General features: G+C 47.1%; 17 protein-coding genes. 9 read left to right on the forward strand and 8 right to left on the reverse strand.

The window, feature by feature from the left end; genetic code table 11:
- The first annotated feature begins 15 nt into the window (after positions 1-15).
- The 7 genes from AC6CIF_RS22525 (at position 16) to AC6CIF_RS22555 (ending at position 7988) form a co-directional block, all read left to right on the forward strand.
- Positions 16-1329 carry an extracellular solute-binding protein gene (locus AC6CIF_RS22525; protein ID WP_036616255.1) on the forward strand — a complete coding sequence of 438 codons (1314 nt, stop codon included), beginning with the start codon at positions 16-18 and terminating at the stop codon, positions 1327-1329.
- A gap of 214 nt (positions 1330-1543) precedes the next feature.
- Entirely contained in the window at positions 1544-2413 is an 870-nt protein-coding gene (locus tag AC6CIF_RS22530) for a carbohydrate ABC transporter permease (protein ID WP_498201615.1), read from the forward strand.
- A gap of 15 nt (positions 2414-2428) precedes the next feature.
- The gene (locus AC6CIF_RS22535) at positions 2429-3304 is read left to right on the forward strand and encodes a carbohydrate ABC transporter permease (RefSeq protein ID WP_017691224.1); all 876 of its coding nucleotides are present in this window, start codon (positions 2429-2431) and stop codon (positions 3302-3304) included.
- 184 nt (positions 3305-3488) lie between these two features.
- Positions 3489-4130: a polysaccharide deacetylase family protein gene (locus AC6CIF_RS22540; RefSeq protein WP_498201616.1), complete on the forward strand. Its 642-nt coding sequence runs from the start codon at positions 3489-3491 to the stop codon at positions 4128-4130.
- A gap of 148 nt (positions 4131-4278) precedes the next feature.
- A complete protein-coding gene (locus AC6CIF_RS22545) occupies positions 4279-5532 on the forward strand; it encodes a mechanosensitive ion channel family protein (protein ID WP_498201617.1) in 1254 nt (417 codons plus the stop codon).
- Between the two features lie 191 nt (positions 5533-5723).
- Positions 5724-6968, forward strand: a complete 1245-nt coding sequence (locus AC6CIF_RS22550) for a macrolide family glycosyltransferase (protein WP_498201618.1) — start codon at positions 5724-5726, stop codon at positions 6966-6968.
- 165 nt (positions 6969-7133) lie between these two features.
- Entirely contained in the window at positions 7134-7988 is an 855-nt protein-coding gene (locus AC6CIF_RS22555) for an aldo/keto reductase (RefSeq protein ID WP_076329620.1), read from the forward strand.
- Positions 7989-8097: 109 nt separating this feature from the next.
- Here the strand turns inward: AC6CIF_RS22555 and AC6CIF_RS22560 are convergent, their stop codons facing one another.
- Positions 8098-11271, reverse strand: a complete 3174-nt coding sequence (locus AC6CIF_RS22560; protein WP_498201619.1) for an alpha-mannosidase — start codon at positions 11269-11271, stop codon at positions 8098-8100.
- 198 nt (positions 11272-11469) lie between these two features.
- Between AC6CIF_RS22560 and AC6CIF_RS22565 the strand changes: the two genes are divergently transcribed.
- The gene (locus AC6CIF_RS22565; RefSeq protein ID WP_498201620.1) at positions 11470-12396 is read left to right on the forward strand and encodes a helix-turn-helix transcriptional regulator; all 927 of its coding nucleotides are present in this window, start codon (positions 11470-11472) and stop codon (positions 12394-12396) included.
- Positions 12397-12529: 133 nt separating this feature from the next.
- Here the strand turns inward: AC6CIF_RS22565 and AC6CIF_RS22570 are convergent, their stop codons facing one another.
- The 7 genes from AC6CIF_RS22570 to AC6CIF_RS22600 all read right to left on the reverse strand — a co-directional run bounded on the left by AC6CIF_RS22570 (position 12530) and on the right by AC6CIF_RS22600 (position 20557).
- Positions 12530-13213 carry an ABC transporter ATP-binding protein gene (locus AC6CIF_RS22570; RefSeq protein ID WP_498201621.1) on the reverse strand — a complete coding sequence of 228 codons (684 nt, stop codon included), beginning with the start codon at positions 13211-13213 and terminating at the stop codon, positions 12530-12532.
- Positions 13213-14334, reverse strand: a complete 1122-nt coding sequence (locus tag AC6CIF_RS22575; RefSeq protein ID WP_498201622.1) for an ABC transporter permease — start codon at positions 14332-14334, stop codon at positions 13213-13215. The genes AC6CIF_RS22570 and AC6CIF_RS22575 overlap by 1 nt, the downstream gene beginning before the upstream one ends.
- 125 nt (positions 14335-14459) lie before the next feature.
- Positions 14460-15026, reverse strand: coding sequence for a TetR/AcrR family transcriptional regulator (locus AC6CIF_RS22580; protein WP_076210202.1), 567 nt, complete (start codon positions 15024-15026; stop codon positions 14460-14462).
- A 306-nt stretch (positions 15027-15332) separates the two neighbouring features.
- Positions 15333-16334: a 4-hydroxythreonine-4-phosphate dehydrogenase PdxA gene (gene pdxA / locus AC6CIF_RS22585; protein WP_017691213.1), complete on the reverse strand. Its 1002-nt coding sequence runs from the start codon at positions 16332-16334 to the stop codon at positions 15333-15335.
- Complete coding sequence (locus AC6CIF_RS22590; protein ID WP_498201623.1) at positions 16331-17626, reverse strand: four-carbon acid sugar kinase family protein; 1296 nt, start codon at positions 17624-17626, stop codon at positions 16331-16333. Before AC6CIF_RS22590 ends, pdxA begins: the two co-directional genes overlap by 4 nt.
- Before the next feature lie 95 nt (positions 17627-17721).
- Positions 17722-18708 (reverse strand): 2-keto-3-deoxygluconate permease, encoded by a 987-nt coding sequence (locus AC6CIF_RS22595; RefSeq protein ID WP_169482134.1) that lies wholly within the window; start codon positions 18706-18708, stop codon positions 17722-17724.
- A gap of 166 nt (positions 18709-18874) precedes the next feature.
- Positions 18875-20557 carry a PrpR N-terminal domain-containing protein gene (locus tag AC6CIF_RS22600; RefSeq protein ID WP_498201624.1) on the reverse strand — a complete coding sequence of 561 codons (1683 nt, stop codon included), beginning with the start codon at positions 20555-20557 and terminating at the stop codon, positions 18875-18877.
- 228 nt (positions 20558-20785) lie between these two features.
- Here AC6CIF_RS22600 and AC6CIF_RS22605 point away from each other — a divergent pair, with 228 nt between their 5' ends.
- Positions 20786-21046 (forward strand): hypothetical protein, encoded by a 261-nt coding sequence (locus AC6CIF_RS22605; protein WP_498201625.1) that lies wholly within the window; start codon positions 20786-20788, stop codon positions 21044-21046.
- Positions 21047-21049 lie beyond the last annotated feature (3 nt).

The raw sequence follows: 21049 nt of genomic DNA on the forward strand, positions 1-21049 counted from the left end.
GGGAGGTCCATAGAGATGAAAGCGCTATTAAAAAAATCAGCAAGTCTAATTCTGACTCTGGGAATTGTAAGCAGTCTGGCGGCATGTTCATCCGGTTCGTCCGGTGGTACACAGGGGGAAAGTAATGGCAAGATCAAGCTGACGCTGTGGGATCAATCGGTCGGCAATACCGATCCTTCGGCCAAACTGCTGCCCGAGATTGTTGAGAAATGGAACAGCGAGCATCCGGACATCCAGGTTGAACGTACAGGCACGACAGGAGAACAGTACAAAACCAAAGTCAAAACATCGATTGCGGCTGGTGAGGCGCCAGACCTGTTCTACGGTATGGGCGGCGGCAGCTTCATGCAGCCGTACATCAAATCCGGCAATGTGCTGGAAATCTCAAGTTACCTGACGGACGATATCAAAGAACGAATGGGCCCGGGTATGGCTGAGGCCATCAATATGGACGGCAAAATCTACACATTGCCCGTGTACACACATATCGCCAACCTTTACGTGAATACGGAACTGTTTGAGCAGGCGGGTGCCAAGATTCCGACCACCTATAACGAACTGCTGGATGCAGTCTCCAAGCTGAAAGCGGCGGGGATCACCCCGGCTGTGATTGGGGAAAAGGACCGCTGGCCGGGCATGTACTGGTACGACATTATTGCGATGCGTCAGGCAGGCAATGCTGCGGTGATGGAAGCCTTTAAAGATCCGTCGAAGTGGGATTCGCCCGACTTTGTAGCCGCCGCGACTAAAATGCAGCAGCTTGCGCAAGCAGGAGCGTTCAACAGCAGCATGTTCAGCATGAGCTATGACGAGATGCTTGGGGCATTTAATGCAGGTAACGGGGCGATGATGTTCCAGGCCAACTGGGTGAATGCAGGAATTGAGGACCCTTCCTCCGCAGTCAAAGGCAAAGTGAAAGTGATTCCGTTCCCGGTGTTTGAGGATGGCAAAGGCACAAATACCGAAATCTTCGGCGGAGCCGTCGATGGCTTCTACATCAACCAGAATACCAAACATTCCAAGGAAGCCGTGGAATTCCTCATGTATCTGAGCGAACAGCTTGGTACGCAAGGTTTCCTGGCTGGAGCCGGCCTGCCAAGCTGGAAAACAGATGCACTCGACACGTCCAGCCTGTCCTCCCTTGATCTGTCTGCGGCAGATATTATGAAAACAGCGACCTCATTCATCGCGTGGTGGGATAACATTCTGCCAGCGGAGTCTGCCGAAGCGCACAAAAATCTGATTGCCCAACTGCTTGCCGGAGATGTAACACCGGAGGAGTTCTGCAAACAGATGGCACAGCTCAAACCAACAGAGCTAAGTCTATAGAAAACAGGTAGGCAGGTATACGTGCGTGCAAGCTTACAAGCTTAAATGCTTACAGGCCCTAGGTCCTTACACTACAAGTCTTTGCAAATTACCTGTGAATATCTTGCGCATAGACCTTGTGAGCTTGCAATGCTACCGCTTCTAACAATGAAGATGAACCCAAACAAGGCGTCGTCCGGCATATCCCGGTCACGCCTTTGAGAGGAGAACAACAATGAACTCTGTATTTTCCAATAAAGGCACGATAGCCGTCTTTGTACTGCCCACACTGATTCTATTCTGCGGCATTGTGCTTATTCCCATCTTTGTCTCCAGTTATTACAGTCTGCTGGACTGGAACGGCGTGGGTAGGGGGACATTTATCGGCCTAGACAACTATGTAGAGATGTTTACGGATACCCGGGTGCTGAACTCGATCAAAAATTCCCTGTTATTCGCAGGTGCTTCGGTGTTCATTCAACTGCCGATCTCGTTGGTACTTGCACTGATTCTGGCGTCCAACGTCAAGGGTGAAGGTTTCTACCGGACCGTGTATTTCATCCCGGTGTTGATCTCAACGGTGGTTATTGCCCAGTTGTGGTCAAAAATCTACAATGCCGATTACGGCCTGCTGAATGTGCTGCTGCAAAGTATCGGCTTATCCAGCCTGGCACAGGACTGGCTGGGGCAGAAGGACACTGCCCTGGCGGCATCGTTTATTCCGACCTTGTGGCAGTACGTGGGGTATCACATGCTGCTAATGTATGCAGGAGCAAAGTCCGTGTCTCAGGATGTGCTCGAAGCTGCTCGAATGGATGGTGCTTCCCGTATTCGCACGGCGTGGTCCATTATGATCCCGCTAATGAAGCCGATTCTGAAGGTAAGCCTTGTTTTTTCCGTCATCGGTGCGTTCAAGGTGTTTGACCTGATCTATGTGCTGACGGGAGGCGGACCGTTCTACACCACTGAAGTGCCGAGCACACTGATGTACGCTACCATTTTTGATACGTTCCGGTATGGATATGGCAGTGCGATCTCGGTCTTCATCATTGTGGAGTGTCTGGTGTGTACGATCCTCATTAATTCATTGTTCAAAACGGAGTAGAGGGAGGCAAAAGGCATGAGTACCGTAGAAGTCATGTTACAAAAAAAGCCCAAGCCGAGGTCCATCTCCGGACCGATCGGGAAAGTGTTCCTGCAAGCGTTTCTGATCCTCGTCGCGATTGTGCAGATCTACCCGCTGATCTGGCTGGCGCTGTTTTCCCTGAAGGATAACAGTGAGATCTTTAGCGGTGATGTGGCCGGGTTGCCCAAAGCGTTTCTGTGGAGCAACTACACCAAAGCAATGTCCGACGGCCATGTGCTGACCTATTTTATGAATAGTGTGCTGGTTACTGCGGCCTCCATTGTCTTGGTACTGATCCTGTCCTCCATGACGGGTTACGCAATCACGAGAATGAACTGGAAGCTCAGCGGGTTGACGATGACGATTATTTTGCTGGGCATGATGGTGCCGATTCATGCGGCGCTGCTGCCACTGTTTATTATTTTGAAGAATCTGAGCCTGCTCAACAGCTACTGGTCTCTGATTATTCCCTATGTGGCATTTGGCATTCCGATGGCGGTATTCATTCTGGGCAGCTTTTTCAAAGGTATCCCAAGAGAGATGGAGGAGTCGGCGGTTATCGACGGCTGCGGCATATACCGGACGTTTTTCTCCATTATCCTGCCTCTGGTAACCCCGGCTATATCAACGGTAGCCATCTTCACATTTCTGTCCTGCTGGAATGAGCTGATGTTTGCAGTTACGTTTATCAATAACACGGCTTACCAGACATTGACGGTGGGCATGATGTCGATGGTGGGAACGTACATTACGCAATGGGGTATCATTGGTGCTGGACTGATGATTACGACGGTGCCAACGGTGGTCATCTATCTGCTACTGAACAAACAGGTGCAGAAGAGTATGATTGCAGGTGCGATCAAAGGTTAGCTGGGTGCTGGACTGGAGGGCGTGGCGGTAGAAGGCTCGCTGCTTGCTCGCTGTACTCTCTTTCTGGTGGATATCGGGTTGATCGGGATTTCGCAAGGTGTGATCTCTGGACTAGACCGGAGCCTGTGGTCATGGAATAATAAGGGAGTATGTAGCAGGCAGTTGCAGAGAGGGGTCATTATTTATGGTCAATATCGCGATGGTAGAGCAGGAGTCAGTTCGGGAAAAGGTTGTGGCGTTCACGTTTGATGATGGGCCGCATCCGGTGTATACACCTCAAGTGCTTGAGATTTTCCGCCATGCGGGTGGGCAGGCGACGTTTTTCATGATTGGCCAAGAGATGGAGAACCACCCGGAGATTGCGGCGGAGGTGCATCGTGAAGGGCATGAGATTGCCAACCATACGTACACGCATCCAGATCTGACCAAGTTGACGCTGGAGGAAGCCGGGGAGGAGCTGCAACGCGCAGAAAATCTTGTTCAAAAAGTTACGGGGCAACCTGCCCGCAGCTTCCGCCCGCCGTATTTTGGCGTAAACGATGATCTACTGTCTCTGGCAGCGGAGCGTGGATATCGCACGATTGGTGCGGTGAACGGTGATGCGAGGGATTGGGACAATCCCGGTGTTGAGCACATTCTGGAGCATACCCGGTTTGTAGTGAAACCCGGCAGCGTGATTATATTCCATGATGGGTACGGGGATCGTTCCCAGACGGTGGAGGCGGTTCGTGTGCTGGTGGAGGAACTGGTCGCGGAAGGGTACCGTCTGGTGACGGTGAGTGAGTTGTTAGACATTTCTCGTGAGCATGATATAAAGACGACATAAGCAAGTGGGCCCATCATTCTTTGAATGACAGGGTCTTTTTTTAATATATATAATACATAGGAAGAACGGAGCGGGAGCACAAACTTTGCTTGCCCTCTCAAACTACTTTATAATAATAGGCTAAACTAGATTATGTCAGGAGGAAACAATGGACTTTATCAGAAATCAACTAGAAGAACTCGGCATGAGTGGACCTTCCATTGGATACCTTTCGAATGTGATTATGGTTATTTTTATCGCGCTAATCTCGGTAATGGCGAATGTTATTGCCAAACGAGTGGTACTGAAGACAGTGCATCGTATCGTGAGTAACAATCGTTTCAAGTGGGGCCATATCGTGGTGCAGAAAAATTTATTTCAGAAGCTGTCGCATCTTGTGCCAGCCATTATAATCTATTATTCTGCTTATATTTTCCCGCCCTATCAGGCTTTGATTGAAAAAGCAGCAATGACCTACATGATTGTCATCATGATTACGGTTCTGAATGCTCTGCTGAATGTCTTCGATGATATCTATCGTACCTATGAGGTGTCGAAGATTCGCCCAATCAAGAGTTACATTCAGGTAGCCAAGATTGTCCTGTTCATAATCGGGGGCATTATCGTCATCTCCAGCCTGATCGGACAGAACCCGCTCATTATCCTCAGTGGACTGGGGGCGTTATCGGCAGTATTAATGCTCGTGTTCAAAGACTCGATCCTGGGCCTCGTGGCTGGTGTACAGCTATCGTCGAACGATATGGTGCGCGTTGGTGACTGGATCGAGATGCCAAAGTATAATGCGGACGGGGACGTCATCGACATTACACTGAATACGGTAAAGGTTATGAATTTTGATAAAACGATTACGATGATTCCCAGCTACGCCCTCATTTCGGATTCGTTCCGTAACTGGAGAGGCATGCAGGTGTCCGGCGGCAGAAGGATTAAGCGGAGTATCTATATTGATATCAGCAGTATCCGTTTTTGTACGGAAGAGATGGTGGCGGAATTTGAGAAAATCCACTACCTGACTGATTATGTCACGGCAAAATTGAAGGAAATTCAAGCATACAACATGGAGCACGAGGTGAATACCGAAAGCAACGTGAACGGCAGACAACTGACAAACGTCGGTGTATTCCGGGAATATATCCATCAATATTTGAGGAATCATCCAAAAATCAATAAAGATATGACGATGATTGTGCGACAATTAGCACCGGAAGATCGTGGGCTGCCTCTGGAAATCTATGCATTCAGCAATGATATTAACTGGGGTGTATATGAGAACGTTCAGGCGGATATCTTTGACCATATCTTCGCGGTGGCGTCAACATTTGGACTACGGGCCTTCCAGAACCCAACCGGACATGATATCGTGCAACTGAAAGAAAACAAACAATATTCGAGCGGATATTGAGATCCGAAGCACCGTAAAGGTGCTTTTTTTTATTTAAAAAGTGACATATTTACTATTTACAAAAATGGAAATAATTAATAGTATGTTTATATGGGTTTGATTTCCATATTCTATTTTTCTTTATCTTCTCAATCATATGGATATACAATGTACCGCTTTGATTGTTGGAAAATTTAATGGAGGTGAGTGCCGTGGCACGTGTATTAGTTGTGATGATCCCTGCAGAAGGCCATATCAATCCGTCGCTTGGATTAATCAAGGAACTGGTAGAGAACAGTGATGAAGTGGTCTACTGTTGTACAGAAAAATACCGGACGAAGATTGAAGCGTTAGGCGCACAATTTAAGGCCTATTCCTTCAACGAGGCAACCCTGCTCAACAACCCTGGTATGAAGCCATTTGAACTCAAACATCCTTACCAATTTTTATATATGATATTGAATAAAGTGATTCAACGCTTTATACCAGATGTTCTGAATCTGATCGAACATGAAACCTACGATTATATCATTTTTGACTCCATAATAGGCTGGGGAGGACAAATTCTAGGTGAGAAGTTAGGTATACCAACGGTATGCTCAACCAGCACCTTTGTTTTTGTGGAGCCTCTTGGATCAGACAATCAACTGAAGGATGATACGGAGGAGGTCAAGGAGCTATATAACAGCATCGTGGAAATGTCCCAGCAAATAGCTTCCCAATTCGATGTGGCTGTACCTTCCCTGGCGGAACTTTCAGGGCATTCAGGACAACTGAAGATTGTCTATACAAGTCGTTATTTTCAACCCATGGGGGACAAGCTGGACGACAGCTTTGTGTTCACCGGCCCATCCATTATCCCACGCAAGGATGCGCCAGCTTTTGCAAACGAGTCTTTGTATGCTCTTTACAAACAGGCAGTTTATATTTCGATGGGAACCATTTTAAATAAAGATCTCGAGTTTTATAAGCTTTGCTTTACGGCCTTTCGTGATTTGCCTGTGCAGTTTATATTATCTTCTGGGAAGGATACCGATTTGGAGCCCATTGCTGATCTCATTCCTGACAATTTCATCATAAGACCCTATGTCCCTCAACTGGAAGTGTTGCAGTGTGTAGATGCTTTTCTGACACATGCAGGCATGAACAGTACCAGCGAAGCTTTGTATTACAATGTACCATTAATCATGCTTCCGTTAACATCGGATCAGCCGCGTGTAGCAGGCCGGGTACAGGAGTTGGGAGCAGGGGTCATTGTGGACAAAAATAACCTTACACCCGATGTGCTTAGAAATGCAGTCTTAGAAGTGCTCGGTAATGCCTCCTACAAGGAGCATGCTGAGGTTATTGGGAAAACGTTACGCGATGCTGGCGGGTATAAGCAGGCTGCTATGGCCATTAAGAACTTTATAGGCAATCAGCCGTTATCGGCAACGCCCATCTCTTCGTTTGAATGAAAAGGAGACCGCTCTTCATGAGAGCTAGAAGAGGAAGCCGTCACCCGACTAAAAAGGAGTGGTGGCTTCCAATTGATTCAAGTGCGTATGGAGGGGTAGATAAACGGAGAGGGGCATTATTTTCACCATATTGTTCGTATACCTTTTGCAAAGGAGAGTCTTCAGATGAATCATCAAATACCGGAATATACATTGAACGATGGCTTGAAAGTGCCTGCAATTGGATTTGGTACCTATAGTTTAAAAGGTGAAGAAGGCGTTAAATCGATCGCGTCCGCAATGGATGCGGGTTATCGATTAATTGATACGGCGTATAACTATGAGAATGAGGCAACGGTGGGCAGAGCAATCAAACAAAGCTCCATCGCCAGAGAAGATCTGCTCATTTCCTCGAAGCTGCCGGGACGTTATCACGCTCATGATAAAGCACTTGTGGCGATCCAGGAATCCCTGTACAGAGCGGATCTGGATTATTACGACCTGTATCTGATTCACTGGCCCAATCCGAAAAAGGACATGTATGTCGAGGCATGGCAAGCGCTGATCGAAGCCAAAAAACGTGGATATATCCGATCCATTGGAGTCAGCAACTTCCTGCCTGAGCATAATGAACGGCTGATTAAGGAAACGGGGATAGCGCCGAGTCTGAATCAGATTGAGCTGCATCCGTTCTTTGACCAAGCCGATCAGCGGGAACAGGATACAAAGCATGGCATCGTGAATGAATCCTGGAGTCCGATTGGACGTGGCAATGATGCCGTGCAGGATATTCTGAAGGATGAGAACATTCTTCGGATTGCGGAAACGCATGGCAAAACGCCAACCCAGATCATTCTGCGCTGGCATGTTCAGCTGGGTTCCATTCCCATTCCGAAAGCCGGCTCCTTGCAGCATCAACAGGAAAATATCGATATATTCGATTTTGAGTTGAGCACAGAAGAGATGCAGGTCATCTCTGCATTTAATCGTCCAGATGGACGTTTGTGGGATCAGGACCCAAGCGAGTACGAAGAATTTTAAAGAACGACAAATGAAGCGCTGCTCTCATGTCAGATATGACTGGAGGCAGCCCTTCACTATTGAAGCATAGTAAGCAATGTTGCAGTTTTTCATGTTGCGTAATTTCTGTTTACTGTCCCGCAGGGATACGGAAGGTCAGAATCTCATACGGTTTGATATCAAACGAAATTCGACCATTTTCCACGGCGCATTCCGCTTCGTTATTCTCGAGCAAATCACACGCGTACGCCGTAGCACCTGCTCCCTCAGGCAATTGCAGGGAAGCACGGCTGCGGCGGCCATGTGCTTCGTAGACTCGGATGATCATATCATCGTTGTTCTCGGCTTTTTTGATAACCTCCAGCACGACACTATCCTGATCGACCGATGCAATTGACCATGTTCCCGGCAACGTACCGGTTTGCGGACTTACTTCACGGGCAACCAGCGGACGGTTGAGATCATAAGCAGCTTGGATGACACGTCCCTCACGGAAGTCGCCCTGATGCGGATAGAGCGCGTAGGTGAATACGTGCTGCTCTTTGTCGGCATTTTCATTCGGGTACGTTGCACTCTTGATCAGTGACAGTCGCATCACCGAGTTATGAATATCATATCCGTATTTGCAGTCGTTCAGCAGAGCAGCACCGTACCCGTTCTCCGCCAGATCGGCCCACTTCTGCCCGCATACTTCAAACCGGGCTTGATCCCAGCTCGTATTACGGTGGGTAGCACGCTCAACGTTGCCGTACTGGATTTCGTAGACGGCCTTTTCACTCCAGATATCGAGCGGGAAGGCGGCTTTCAGCAGCAAATGCTCCTGCTTCCAATCCACAAACGTACGGAAATCAATCCGGCGCGTATGCGCATAGAAGATGATCGTCTGCTCAATGACCGAGTCCAGGAACTGTCGCTTCACTTGAAGCACGGAACGCACGGGCCCGCTTTCAACCCACTCCAGCGACTGCAGGTCATTAATCTCCCACATATGCTGTTCATAATAATCGTCAATGTTCCATGCCTCGTATTCCGCAGGTCGATCCTCGAACACTTGCAACACGTTACCGCGCTTGCCAGACTGAAGCAGCTCACGGCCCTCCAGCTTGTCCCATACGGATGTGAATTCGGCACTTTCATTCAGGTGAATATCGTACCAAGGTGTATGGATGTGGCGCCGATCTGCTTCCCACTGTGCAACCGAAACTCCCGCAACAAGCTCGCCTGTTAGATCCGGTGTGATTCGGAAAGATTTATACCCGGATGCAGGCACGTTCTCTGCAAGGAATACAAGTCCGCCTTCGGGAGTCCGCTGGCTTGGTACAGGGCGATCTCCATCGTAGACGGTTACTTTTCTCGCAAAAGCAGGCAGTTCAACCACATCCGTCCGTACAAATCCGGTCGTGTTAAATACTACAATGGCTTCGCCATCAGACGTAATTCGGCTTGCAATGCCGTTCAGCGCGCTGTCTTTCAGCTCATCGGTGACACGCAGGACTTCTTCATATTGCTCCTTGGAATCCACATATACCTGCTCAATGGAGCTGCCCGGGAGAATATCATGGAACTGGTTCAGCATCGTCAGCTTCCATGCATGCTCCAGTGCATCGGTTGGATAGGCCGCCTGTGCATTCGCCTGACGATGAATCATGGCATACAGCTCGGCATCAGCCAGCGCAAATTCACTATGACGGTTGTACCGTTTGTTACGCGCCATGGACGTGTAGGTCCCCCGGTGATACTCCAGATACAGCTCACCTGACCAGCGGGGAACGGAAGGAACATCCGTCAGATTTTGCTCCAGCTTCTCGAAAAACTCGCGTACAAAGGTACGTTTCACTGCGGGTACACCCGGCAGTCCGATATCAAGTCGTCTGCCATGCTCCAGCATCTCCTCGGTTGGTCCGCCGCCGCCGTCTCCGAATCCGAAACATTGCAGGACATCTGCATTGATGTTTTTGTTCTGGTAACGCTGCCAAGTGCCTTTCACTTGCGAAGCATTAAATCGTCCATTATAGGTTGTTTCGAAGCGGCGCTGCCTGAAATCAGGATGTTTGTCATAGTCTGTTGCTGTGATGAAATGGGTGAGGACCTCTGATCCGTCGATTCCTCGCCAGTACATCGTGTCATTTGGAATCTGGTTGGTATCATTCCAGGCAATTTTGGTTGTCATAAAATAATCAATGCCGCTCTTGCGCATAATCTGGGGCATCGCTGCACTATAACCAAATACATCCGGCAACCAGAGCACACGGTTCTCCACGCCGAATTCTTCCTTGAAGAAACGTTTTCCGTAGACAATCTGACGGATCATGGATTCACCCGAAATCAGGTTACAATCGGCCTCCAGCCACATTGAACCTTCCGCTTCCCAGCGGCCTTCGGCCACCTTTTCCTTAATTTTCTCATATAGGGACGGGTAATCTGCTTTCAGGTATGCATACAGCTGGGGCTGAGAGGACATGAAGGTATACTCCGGGAACTTGTCCATTAGATACAGCACACTGGCGAAGCTACGAATGACCTTCTCCCGAGTCTGATCCAGCGTCCACAGCCATGCCACATCGATATGCGTGTGTCCGATACAGTGCACGGTAGGGATGTGATCACCGGCAGGGCGGATATCACCATAGACATGATCTTGCAGATATCGGCGTGCTTCCAGTACCGACGCATGGAATTCTGTGCTGTTTTCCTGTCGTAAATCCAGCAGATTCACGGCTTTATTCAGATGTTCGATCAGCTTCAGCCGCTCCAGATCATCCTCACGCAGCAGATCCGCAGCATCCAGCGCAGCCTTGAGATCATAATAAAAATCGGAGACTTGCTGATGATGCTCGGCGATATATACATTTAGAAAAACATCCGCTGCAGACGTACTGCAATACGCGTATAATGCCAACTCAAACTCTTCGCCCTTCACCGCGGATGGAGTCAAGTCAATCTCCGTATGGTTAACATCCAGACCGCAGATTAATTCCCCATTGAGGAATGCCAGAAACTGCGGATTATCGTAATTCCAGATATCGTCAGCACCGGTGACGATGGCACACACGACCTTTTTTCCTTCCAGATGATCCGGGATTTGAATGCGGGTTTTGAAGCAGCTATGTACGTCTTTGCCGCCCCAGCCATCACCCTTACGGAATACGTTCCAGGAGGAAGGGTCCTCATGCACCAGTTCCCAGGAGTGGTAACCACTTTCTTTATGATAAAGCTCAGGGATATATGTCTTTGAGGTTAGTCGTGCACGTTCCAAGTGTTTAACAATGGTATGGATCCGAGTATACAAGGAATTCATTTTCATGTTGGTTTCCCACCTTGGTTTGTAGTAAGTACAGGCTGTAGTCGTCGTTGGAGCAAGAATTCTGCAAGCGCTAACATATCAACTTTATCATAACAAAAGAGAAATGGGCGAAACTACGTATTGTATGCTGAAAATAACGTCTTTTTATTGCATTTCATGCTAAAATAAACTCATTAGAACCAGGATGGGGGCATGTTCATGACACAATCGGTTTTGGCATACGAGCAGGGATATGCGATCCATGTGAACCAGCCTGGAGATTCGCTTTTTTATCATCTGGATTATGACGAGCGTTCTCATGATCTAAATATGGAGTTTCAGCATTTCCATGATTTCTATGAAATCTGTATTCTTCTGGATCGCACGGCTGCGCACATCATTGAAGGCAGTTTGTACGAGATTCAACCTTATGATATCGTGCTGTTGCGACCTTCTTTGCTGCATAAAACGCAATATCCGAAGGGTGCCCCGCCGAAACGATTGATGATCACCTTTGCCATGCCACGTAATACACCTGGTCTTGAGAGCGATTACAATGAGCTGTTTTCGATTTTTGATGAATCCATCCCGATATTCCGATTTACAGAAGAAAGACGCAAGGAAGTCCTCACGCCGATCAATGATATTTTTGCTATATCGCAGCAGCCTTCTGCACTTCAAAAGGTTGTGATTCATCATAGATTTGTTGAGTTTCTGTGTGCGATTCATCGTTACTCGGTAGAGAATGGGTACGTTCGTGAAGAGACAGGATCATCGATGGCCCGGCGTATGTATGCCGTTGCATCGTATATTCATAGCCATTATCAACAGGATTTATCTCTGGATGAGGTTTCTAAGCAATTCTATGTAAGTGCCCATCACTTGTCTCGCCAATTCAACAAAGTCACCGGCTTCACCTTCACGGAGTATGTGCAGATGACTCGTATTCGGAATGCCCAGCAATTGCTGCTGAATTCGAGGGAGAAAATTACGGATATTGCTGCACAGTGCGGTTTCGCAAGCTTCTCCCAGTTCAATCGCATCTTCAACAAACAGAGTGGTATGTCACCAAGTGCTTATCGCCAGAGCAGACCTTCACAGAGCGAACGTAAGATGATGCTTGCGGGCGAGACCCGAGTGACTTGAGCACCTAGATGAGATGTACGAGGGTAGTGATGGACAGGTCTAAAGCGCTACTTAAGTGGTTATTTTCTGGACAGAAGCCTTGCATAACATGAATAGATAGGGACATGACGGGTATGTTGATGTGTCAGTATATTCATGATTCTGCCAGGGATAATCCTCCATCACTCATCCGATATACTTTATCGCAATATTCAAGCATGCGCTCATCATGGGTAACCATAATGGCTGCTTTTTGGCGTGATTTCACCTCGCGTGCAATTAGACTGACCACTTCATGGGCTCGTTTGGTATCCAAACTGGCGGTTGGTTCATCGGCTAAGATGATGTTGGGATTATTCATTAAAGAACGAGCAATGGCTGTCCGTTGCTTCTCACCACCTGATAGCTCTTCTGGGAAACTGTTCAACTTCAAACCCAGACCCAGTTCCTCTAACAGCTTAGAGGCAAATTCCTTATCCTGCCTTCCAACCTTGCCAGACATTCTTTTTACCACGAGCAATTGATCAAGAACATTTAAATAGGGAACCAAATTCGAAGATTGCATAATAAACCCAATTTCTTGCAACCTAATATTAGACAGTTCTTTCTCAGTAAGTGCAGAAATGTTATTCCCATTTAGTTGAACCTCTCCTTCAGAGGCTTTAAGCATGGCTCCAGCAATAGATAAGAATGTACTTTTACCAGAACCGGAAGGTCCAACCACAGCAACAAACTCTCCCGGCTCTACTGATATGGATACATGATCGAGTGCAGTGATTTGATTGTTTCCTTCGGCATAATACATGGTGACTTCCCGCATGTGCAGTCCCTTACTCATTATTCAACCCTCCCGAGCGCCTTAAGCGGATCAATCTTAGTAATTTTGCGAACAGATACCAGTGAACTTAACATAGCAATAACCAGCAAGATAACAGAATAATTGAAGACAAGACTGGTTTCCAGCTTAAATGGCATTCCTTTTGGCATAATTGCTGCTGTCCCATAAGTCAGCAAGATTCCAACAACAATACTAGTCAGCGAAAGTACAAACACTTGCGAGATAATGGCTTTTCCCAAGAAACGGTTACTAGCGCCTATCGCTTTCATAATGCCAAACTGGTTGGTTTTTTGCATCGTAATGACATAGAAGAATACCCCGAGTACAAATGCAGAGATCGCGAGTAGAAATGTAAGCATCATTAGAATCGTACCGTTCTCTTCTTTGTATCCTGGCATTCCTTGTACAGCTGCTGCTCGGGTAACTGTATCTGTGCTGGCTAACTCTTTATTTATAACTTCTGGATCAATATTCTCGCCTTGTAACATGATCGCATTAACCGGTCCGGCAATTCCTTTATCTGAACCTGGAGCCGCGAAGGTAATCTTCCGCCATTCAGCCATTGGGGTAAATACGGATGCAACGTGGTTATACGTCTGATTCTCCACAAATCCGATAATCGTCAATGATTCCGTTGTGCCATCCAGTTGAAAGGTGTCCCCAAGTTGATAGCCCTCATCTTTCATGGTTGAATTCACCACGACACCCGTAGGGTTCTCGGAAGACAGGCTTTCACCTTCTACAATAGCTGGTTCCAAAAAGCTTCCTGGGTCAATTCCTATAATCGCTATATCTACCTTATCTTTATTCTTGGTGCTATTCTCTTTCAGTGCCGTTGCCATCGTACTTCCCATGGGTGCAGCAGCATCCACATTTGGCAGCTTTTCTGCCTGAGCAACCAATTGATCTGACAGCAGTGACTTGCTCATGGAAGACTGAGCTCCTTCTTCAAAGATGACATAATCAGCCTTCATGGTTTTGAATGTTGAGGCAGCTAGCGTAGATAATCCATTCCCCAGACCGGATAAAATAAAGACTAACCAAGCCATTAGTACGAAAATAATAATAATCATTAAAAATTTCATTTTATTATGCATTAATTCCTTCATAGCTAAAAACATGATCTGTTCAACTCCTTCTTTCGTTTTTTTATTGACACATGTGTCAAATTAGAGGTGCAGCCACGTGGTTTATATAATTAAACGATATAAATGACACATGTGTCAAATTTAATCCAAGAATAAATCTAGCTCTTGGCCCCCCCAACCCACATTTGAAACAACAGCTTACCCCAATCAGGCGTAGGGATATTTAGCATATTAGGCGTATTAATTAAGTTAAAAAAAACACCAATAAGTACAGGTAGAGGAATATCTTGTCGCAGAGCTTGATCCTGCTGAGCGCGTTCAAACAAGCGTGATAATTGAATTTTAAGAGTCATATGTGCTTTCTCAATAAATTCAATATCTCTCGCTGCTGCGGAAGAATTAGTCGTATTAATTTTACTAGCATCTCCCAAAAGTTGATGGAGCGTAGATTCTTCTGCGTAAATGAGGAGCAATTGTTCGAGGGCATCCATTGGATCTGTCTCATCAATGGCTAATGAATTCTCTAATACGGTTGATATGGAGCGCTTCATACAAGCAGCAACAATCTCTTCTTTATTAGAGTAATATTGATATATCGTGCTCCGGGCTCCAGACAGATGCTGTGAGAGTAGCTTGAGATGAAAACCGTCGTAGCCATGCTCAAGTATTAATTTTTTAGTTGTGTCCAGTAGCTCTGTCTCAGTAAAAGATTGTTTTCTTCCCATTAAATCTCTTCCTTTTTATCATTTAAAGTCGGTGTGAACTTCACGTAATCGATGTGTACTGCAGGTCTACAGGAGTCCTACACTTTACTTGCATATTATGATCAGTTTAGCATATGTTTGATGGCCATAATACCAACCAAGACTATTGGTCTGGATAAATGGGTGGACGATATACAAAAAGGCAAACCCTCTAAGTTACAAAGGGATTGCCTTTTTCCTTCTATTTATCGAATACCGAATATATACCGATACGAATACAATTGATCTTACGATCAGACTCAAGCATGTACCGAATGAATCTTGATGTTATCCCTGATCCTTCGGCGCCAGCTCAATAGCAGAGCGGATGGCAGCCAGCATGCTTTTATCATCGGCGATATTTTTGCCGGCGATATCGAAGGCGGTACCGTGGTCGACAGACGTACGGATGATACCGCCTTTCAGCCCAACGGTGATGTTCACGCCTTCCTCGATGCCCATTACCTTGATTGGTGCGTGACCTTGGTCGTGGTAGCAGGCTACAACGATATCGAAGTCACCGCGACCAGCGCGGAAGAAGAGTGTGTCCGCCGGCAGTGGACCAACGACGTTAATGCCTTCCTGCTGCGCACGCTCAATGCCGGGCTGTAGTTTCTCTTCTTCTTCACCGTTGCCGAATAAGCCATTCTCTCCGGCATGAGGATTGATTCCGCATACGGCAACACGCGGATTCTCAAAGCCTGCTTTTTTCAACGTATCATGAGCAAGCTTCACGACGGTGTAGGTTCTTTCCGGATTAATACTCGCAATAGCATCGATCAGACCCATGTGTGTTGTCAGGTGAATAACACGCAGATTCGGCGTGGTCAGCATCATTGAGAAGTCCTGCGTATCCGTCAGGTCAGCCAGAATCTCAGTATGTCCCGGATACAGGTGCCCCCCTTGATGGAGAGCTTCTTTGTTCAAAGGTGCGGTGCAGATGGAATGAATCTGCTGTTTTTTGGCAAGATCAATGGCTTTGGCGAGAAATTGGAATGCTGCATCTCCAGCCACGGCCGATACTTTACCATATTCCAGATCCGCAGGAACAAGGTTCAGATCAATCACATCCACAGTACCGAATTCATACTTGGCTTCGGAAGGCTCTTGAATCGCATTAACGTTCAGACTTGAGCCGATGACTGGCAACACACGCTCCAGAATCTTTGCATCACCAATAACGAGTGGATTGCACTGATCGTACATCTCTTGATGACCCAGTGCTTTCATAATAATCTCCGGTCCAATGCCTGCTGCGTCGCCCATCGTAATTCCAATTGTAGGTTTCATACGAGAATACCCCCTTTTAATTTTTGAATCGCATGAATAAAGACATCGGGTTTACCGAATCCGCCTGCTTTGGTAATCACATGCAGATCATCAATCCCTATAAACTTGGAGATCGGCACGCCGATTTCAAGCTCATCCAGCAACTCGAAGCCGCTGATATTCCATTTCAGACAGATTTGTTTTGCCGTATCGCCGCCAGTCATGGAGACCCCTTTGAAAAGTCCCTCTTCCAGCAGTCTGGCACAGATCTCACCCATCGCGAGTACAATTTGGTTGCTGACTTCCGTGTGATTGAGACCACGAACTTCGCCCGTTGCCCGTGCCAGTTCGATATCCACCTGTTCAGCGGTGGAGTAGAGGACAACATCTTGTCCTTCCAGCGCTTTGTCTCGGACTTCGTTATAGACACGTTCCATCTCTTCCGCGCGGTCTGTGGTTGCGGATACCGCTTTGAAGGAATGGAAGGAGACTGAAGCCACGCGGGACTTGCGCATCAAGCGATGCAGCTGCTCACGGGAATTCTTGTTCACGCTGCCAACCACCGTTAGGATTGGACCGGGATTCTCCGGGATATCAAGTGACGCAGCCCTGGATTCCAACTCGTAATGTGCGGGGAGGTAATTGGCAATGCCCGCCGAACCTGCCCAAGTAAAGGTATACTCCAACTCGCGAGTCATCTGCAGAATCAGTTCCAGATGTCTTTCTTCGGTGGAGTCCACCATTACATACGGAATGTTATTTGTTTTCAACTGCTCTAGCTTGGTGCGAATATGACTCTGCCCGGCTTCCAGATCGGCGACGGTGATCTCGCCAACATCGTACTTGGTCTGTTGTTTCAACAAGTCCGGAAGGTAGGAAATCGTTACAGGTGTCTTCGGATCATGGGCAATTTCAGTATCTGCCAGCGGAACGCCGTTCAGGTAATGAATTCCTTCCAATATCGTCCGGTTATTTTTTGGATAACCCGGGGCAATCATCATAAAGTCCGGCTTTACGACATCATATACAGCATCAATCTCGATGCCGATATTACCGCGCATGGTGGAGTCCATTTTTTTGAAAATCGTCTCAAATCCATTGTTCGTCAGCAATTCAGCAGCCCGATATACCCGGTCATACGCTTCCTGCGGGGATATGGAACGACTATCTGTATCAAAGACGACGGCATCGTAACGTGTAAGAGGGCCTTCATCCATATTAAAAAGAACGCTGGTCTTCAAGCCATGACGGGCAAGCTGCACCCCGCTGTCATTGGCACCGGTCAAATCATCTGCAATAATGGCTAATTTCATGCAGTCATCCCTCCTTGTAAGCACAATTCAATAAAAAGTCTGTTCAGATCATTCACTAAGCACAGATTAAGCACATTAGTTCAGGTGAAAACCATTTATGTGGTTGGTCGTTGATTGTATTTCTCGACTCCACCTGATTTCTCCAGTCGTTTGGAGAGGAACCCGATGAAGATTGGCAACAGGATGGCTGTTGTTACAACGCTCGCTGCAATTTGTACCGTAGCAATCTCGGCAATCGGGCCAAATGAAGCATTAGCAGCCACGATGGCAGCAGGTGTACCTACGGCATTCCCGGCTGTAGAACCTTCGGAAGCACCAACGATAGGGTTCCAGCCGATGGCTTTGAACAACAGAAATCCAATTCCACCTGTGAGAAGAACGGTCAGAACGCCAAGCATGATTCCACCAAGTCCACCTTGGATGATCGACGAGAAGTTGATTCCCATACCCAGTGAGAAGGCGAAGAACGGAACAAGTTTGTCGCTGCCTTTGTGCAGCCACTCCGCAAGATTGCGGTCCAGATTACCAATAATGACACCAACGATGAGCGGAAGCAATACCGCAACAAAGGCCATAGGGGAAAACATGCCGTTTGCAAAACCCATCGCACCGAAGATGGAGAGCGCTACCATGGTTAGGAATGGACCATCGCTGAGTGCGAGGAACGGATAGGCTGCTTTGTCATCTTCTTTGCCGTATTGACCGGCGAGTGCAATGTACAAACCACCGTTCGAGTTGGTCATTGCTGCAATAATGGCCAGTGGGGCAAGACCCAGGAATAATCCACTTGAGTCAGCAAATAGAATGGCAACGAGACCGAGTGCTGCACCGATCGCCCACTTGACGACCAGCAAGGTAACGCCCTTGCCGACGGATGAGCCCGCTGTTTTGAACGTAATCTGTGTACCCGCAATCAATAGGAACAGCGCGATCAACGTACTGGAACTGTTAACGAAGAGAGCTTCCGTGAATCCGCCAATGCGCAGAGCATTTGGGAAGAATGTATTGATGGTTGCACCAAGTAACAGGGGAACGACCATCATACCGCCAGGGATGCGATCTAAAGTTGCTTTAATGTTCATAGTAGTAGCTCCTTATGAAGTAATCGTTTTTATGAAGCGCTTGCAGGGATTATGTTATCCCATATCGTTTAATATAGCAACAATAAATTATTGTAAATTTTAAATACATAATTAATTGTTTAAAAATGCAACACATAAAGGCGATAAAAAAGACGCAAACTTAAAGTTAATCTTTAAGTTTACGCCATAATGTGGCCCGGTTAATCCCCAGACGCTCTGCGGCCTTGGATTGATTGTTATTTTCCTCCTGAAGCACGAACTGAATAACTTCCTTCTCAATCTCCTTCAGCGTACCGTTCAACTTCATTGGGCTTGAAGAAGGTTGCTGATCCAGCAAGCGGGACAAGGTAGGCGTGGTAATTACATAATCCTGTTCATTGAGTGCAGCCTGCTTGATCAGGTGTTTCAACTGGTTGACGTTCATATTCGTGATCTGATCCCGGATCAGCTGTAGTGCATCTTCTTTTATCCTCACCGCAGTAGTTCCGTATTTGTGGTAGTAATCCGTCAGGAAATGCTGCATCAGTGGAGCCAGATCCTCTGGTCTATCCGCAAGATTTGGCATCATAATTGTATTGAGCTCCAGATCAAGTGACCACTGCGGGTTCATTATCTGTTCCCCGAGTATAAACACCCCAATCTGATTTTGAAGGCAGCTCTGGATAAAGGCGAGCAACTCCGGATCTTCCATGCGTGTTTCCATGTGGTTAATCTCTACATTTCTAACCTTGGCGAGTGGTATCTTGTGCAAATGACCGGGCGGAACTTGCGAGAGATCCATCTGTAATAACAGTCCACCACCGGAGTACATCTGATGAATGTGTTTGACCAGAAAAGATTTACCGGAATCCGCTTCACCCCGCAGATAGATCGGTTCATGATTCTCGTAAAGTGCCCGAATGTTCTGTAATACCGCCTGCATGGCAGGGGATTCGGCAACGATGGGCTCCATCGATGCATCTGTGAACGTTGTTATGCCGAATTGTGCAAAGGCATAGGGTTGTCCTTTTTCCAGCATATACACCTTGTAGTTCTTGTTGTCCAGGGTCGTTTCATAGGCGTTAACCGTGAGCTGGTAATCGTCCACCATGAACACATTTTGGATGTGGGATTGATGGAATTCCAGACTGGTATTGGTCAGATATATGTGATTATCGGTCAGCGGATTTTTCTCAAAATCGGTCAGGTTCTCGAATACAACTTCATTCCGTTCATTTAAAATAAGTAAATTGGGATGTTCCCGTGTAACCAGGTCATTCAGGATGATCGATATCGCATGATTTTTGCTCAAATAACGATAGACCAGCTGTGCATCCTCCATCGCTCTAAGGATGGATTCCTGGCCAGATTGGATTAACAATCCCTCCAGACCATAGGTCTTCGCGGTGTTGACGGTGATCACATCTCCGACAATCTGTCGGTACCCGGAAGCTTTCAACTCCAAGAGGAGTCTTGCCACATCTTCCGAGCTATGTATGGTATAGACCTTAAGGGGCAGATCCATCAGATCAATAATCGATTGTGCACCAGAGGTGATGTTGGAGAAGCCAACAATGGCTGTTTGGCCGTTAAACTGGCTTGCCAGGGTAAGTGAACGAATCATATCATAGCCCGATAACTGCACATCAATGACGGGAATGGTCACTGCTTTTTTAATGAGTTGGGCGGTTCCGCCGCGGCTGATGATAATCTCTGCACCATTTTTCTCAGCTTGAGTTGCTAATTCTACACCGTTCGCCAAGTCGCCCACGTCCGTCTGAATGGCTAACTGGGGAAAGCGAGGAATGCACTCTTGTATAATAGGAATCATCGATTCGTAGGGAGCAATAAAGTGAACTCGTGTACGCATATTTTTCCTGCCTTTATAGAAAACTTTGATCCCCTTATTATAGCCAACTTGCGAAGGAATGGCACCTATGGGGGAACCAACACTGTCACATCTGTAAAATGCCTGTGTGATATGCCGCGATAACTCTCCGAGTGGAATGTGATGAAGTACACTGAATCGAATTGTTATGTATTTCAAAATTAACGGATAATTGCACACGTTAAGTGTGGAGAAGTGAGGAGATTTCATATGGGAGAGATTCATAAAGTAGCTGAGCCGGATCACATCATTAAGGATGTTGTCGGGAAGTTCACGTGCAGGGTGCTGTGGAGTGAGGGCCGTCCATGTCTGGAGTATCAGAGGGAAGAGGATGTGGCGTTAATAACCGAATATATCCGTACAGTGTACAACGTCGAGCTACTGGATGTGTTTTTCACAGCGGTGGAGAGCCTTAATACCGATCAAGATCGGATCACAGATGAAAGTATGCAATTCATTAACGAACTGTGATTG

The sequence above is a fragment of the Paenibacillus sp. GQ49 genome, assembly GCF_059759055.1.